We start from the raw sequence: 2,413 nt of genomic DNA, 5'->3' as shown, positions 1-2,413 counted from the left end.
CGAGGCCACCATCTGGCTTTGGTTTGCCTCGTCGCGCAGCTTCTTGTAGCAATGCTCGATCACGTCTTCCAGGTGGTCGGAGAGGTAGACGCCATCGGGCGCCACCTCCACCGACTTACTGTAGCGGTCGCCGCGGGCGTCGATGCAAAGCGTGCTCAGGTAGATCGTCCAGCGGTGGGGGATACCACAAACGGCCTGGCCGATTTTTCCGGGCGCGATGTTCTTCAGCGACTTGTAATTGATCATGCCCTGGTGGCCGCTGGGGTCGATGTTGACCACCGCGACATGGTTGGAGGCCAGTAGCGAGCGGCACGACCTGGCGATGCGTGCCTGCAGGTTATGCGGTTTGCGCTTGCTCATAAGCCCTCCGCAAGTTTGCGCAGTGCCTTACGTTCTGTCGCTGTGATAGGCGGCTTGCGGCGCTTGAGGATGGTTTCGGGATCGATCTTGGTGGAGCGGGGCGGTGGCAGCGGTTTGCGTGGCGGGCTTGGCAACTGCGCGACTGTCCCGCCAGCGGCCAAGAACTCCGCCGTGCGTTCCGATATCGAGTAAGCGTCCTGGCGGTGCTGCTCGACCAGGCTGAGGTGGTTGCTGATCATGTCGGCCTCACTTGATGCGGATTGAGCTGTCGCCGCGCTCGAGGTGAGCCCATTTCGGCTCTTCGAGAAGTTCGTGTTCGACGTCCTCGCCGGTGGCCATGCGCTTGCGCACTTCAGCATTGTGGTCGCGGATTGCTTTGAGCTTGGTGGCGATAGCGCGCTTGTCAGGTGAGAACACGGTTTTGGTATCGATGAAGTCGTCCGGGATGTCATCTTCTTTATCGACAATGACCTTTTCGGGCGCCAGAGCCAGAGTGATCGTGAACAAGGGCCGTCTGATCGTCTTGATGTCGGCGGCCTCCATGTTGTTGCGCAGGTATTCATCGACCTTGCCAACGGTATTCTTTCGGATGCGCTTGAGCTCATTCAGCCGGTCGACCTCTTTGTCTATTGCATCGATATCGCCCTGGATATTCCGACTCAGCATTACGACACTTTCTGCCTTATCGTTGAACTCGCCCTGTATCTCGTCCATGGCATGCTGCAAGGCCTCTTTCAGGCCTTCATCATCCGTGTCGGCCATGGACTGGAGCTCGGCGAGCTTGCCGGTCAATGTGTATAACTGGGTCATGCTGCGTTCTCCTTCTCGGCATCAGTGATTCGTTTCCATTCCAGCGAGATACGCTCGGCGCCCTTGGTGTCCTTGCGCAGAGTGAGTTTGCGTACCGCAACGTCATGGATCTTTTTCAGCTCTTGGGGGGACTGGGCTCCGGCCATCGTGTCGATAACCGATTTGATGTAGTCCAGGCGCTCCTGCTGCTGGCGAGCCTTCTCGGCCTCCTTGTCTTCGGCGTGTTCAATCAGCTCTTCATCCTTCAGTTGATTGACGTACTCCGCGTCGTCAAACATTCCCAGGAACACGTCGGCGCTGAAGCCGAGCATCGATAGCGATTTCTTGATGGCATCGGTCAGCGACTTCTTCGGCGCCTCGCCATCGGTTGTCGTACCGAACTTCGATTTGTAGAGGTAGCGAGTGCATCCGTACTGCTCAATCTCGCCGCGTTTTCCGTCCAGCTCGAACCAGAAGCGAATTTTGATGGTGTGGTTGAGTTCACGACCCAGCACCAGGCGTTTGTCGCCTTCGCCGCTGGCCATTTCTGAGCCTTCGTCGAAGCGCTCCTCCATGACCGTCCAACCAAACCCAATTCCGACCGGGCCGAACACTTCGGTGGCCTTCATGATCATCGCCGTACCGTTCAGGCTGGTGATCTTCTGACCGCCAACCTCGGCAGCTTTGGTGTAGCGGGTATCGGTCGTGCTGACCTTTTCCCAGACCTGCATGTTCTTCGACATGGGGATTCCTTGCCGCGATGCTCGCAGCGATAAAGGGGGTAGGGGGAATAAGAGTTGATAAGCGCTCTTATTCGCATTTAAGATATGTTATTACGTAACAACTCACCGCAAGGAGCCTCACCTATGAAAGTGTTGTCCTCACTCAAAGAAGCGAAAAACCGTCACCGTGACTGCCAGATCGTTATGCGCCGCGGCCGGATCTACGTGATCTGTAAATCCAACCCAAAATTCAAAGCGCGGCAGGGCAGTGCGAAGAACAAAAACAAGGGTAAAGGCTGATCAGCTTGCTTGCTGATCCTGCTGCTGAACCCTGTAGCGCAGGACCTGGAGCACTCGACCGCCGTAGCCAGGCTCTGCGTACTGCTCAACCGGAGCACCGAAGAAGCCGCGGCGTTCGGCCAGGCTGTAGGCCTCGCGCAGGTTGTGAGCGCTAACGTCTTCGAGTTGTTCGTCGATCAGGGATTTAACCGGTGTGGTACTCATTGAATCTCCTTACGCCGCCGGCTGACATCCAGTAGACG

At 57.0% G+C, this 2,413-nt stretch carries 6 protein-coding genes; 1 reads left to right on the top strand and 5 read right to left on the bottom strand.

All coding sequences use genetic code 11. The features are described from left to right. From GIW04_RS29830 to GIW04_RS29815, 4 genes are all read right to left on the bottom strand, one after another. The coding region (locus tag GIW04_RS29830; RefSeq protein WP_236479542.1) for a hypothetical protein at nt 1–360 on the bottom strand (360 nt) is incomplete at its 3' end. Continuing rightward, on the bottom strand, nt 357–599 hold the full coding sequence (locus GIW04_RS29825; protein WP_120249020.1) for a hypothetical protein: 243 nt from the start codon (nt 597–599) through the stop codon (nt 357–359). The genes GIW04_RS29825 and GIW04_RS29830, both read right to left, overlap by 4 nt. Before the next feature lie 7 nt (nt 600–606). Then, nucleotides 607–1,170 (bottom strand): siphovirus Gp157 family protein, encoded by a 564-nt coding sequence (locus GIW04_RS29820; protein WP_236479541.1) that lies wholly within the window; start codon nt 1,168–1,170, stop codon nt 607–609. Then, nucleotides 1,167–1,892, bottom strand: coding sequence for a hypothetical protein (locus tag GIW04_RS29815; RefSeq protein WP_120249022.1), 726 nt, complete (start codon nt 1,890–1,892; stop codon nt 1,167–1,169). Before GIW04_RS29815 ends, GIW04_RS29820 begins: the two co-directional genes overlap by 4 nt. Before the next feature lie 123 nt (nt 1,893–2,015). Between GIW04_RS29815 and ykgO the strand changes: the two genes are divergently transcribed. Then, nucleotides 2,016–2,171 carry a type B 50S ribosomal protein L36 gene (gene ykgO / locus GIW04_RS29810; protein WP_019816741.1) on the top strand — a complete coding sequence of 52 codons (156 nt, stop codon included), beginning with the start codon at nt 2,016–2,018 and terminating at the stop codon, nt 2,169–2,171. On the opposite strand, the gene GIW04_RS29805 is transcribed toward ykgO, so the two are convergent. Then, nucleotides 2,172–2,375, bottom strand: a complete 204-nt coding sequence (locus tag GIW04_RS29805; RefSeq protein WP_120249023.1) for a hypothetical protein — start codon at nt 2,373–2,375, stop codon at nt 2,172–2,174. It lies immediately after the preceding gene. Nucleotides 2,376–2,413 lie beyond the last annotated feature (38 nt).

The organism is Pseudomonas sp. PA-4-8C, from assembly GCF_021606625.1.
Classification (GTDB): domain Bacteria; phylum Pseudomonadota; class Gammaproteobacteria; order Pseudomonadales; family Pseudomonadaceae; genus Aquipseudomonas; species Aquipseudomonas lactis.
This window is presented reverse-complemented; position numbering and strand designations above follow the sequence as displayed.

Excerpts from the sequence above, each read along its gene's own strand:
- GIW04_RS29825 (WP_120249020.1), bottom strand. The coding sequence starts at position 599 with ATGATCAGCAACCACCTCAGCCTGGTCGAGCAGCACCGCCAGGACGCT.
- GIW04_RS29820 (WP_236479541.1), bottom strand. The coding sequence starts at position 1,170 with ATGACCCAGTTATACACATTGACCGGCAAGCTCGCCGAGCTCCAGTCC.
- GIW04_RS29815 (WP_120249022.1), bottom strand. The coding sequence starts at position 1,892 with ATGTCGAAGAACATGCAGGTCTGGGAAAAGGTCAGCACGACCGATACC.
- ykgO (WP_019816741.1), top strand. The coding sequence starts at position 2,016 with ATGAAAGTGTTGTCCTCACTCAAAGAAGCGAAAAACCGTCACCGTGAC.
- GIW04_RS29805 (WP_120249023.1), bottom strand. The coding sequence starts at position 2,375 with ATGAGTACCACACCGGTTAAATCCCTGATCGACGAACAACTCGAAGAC.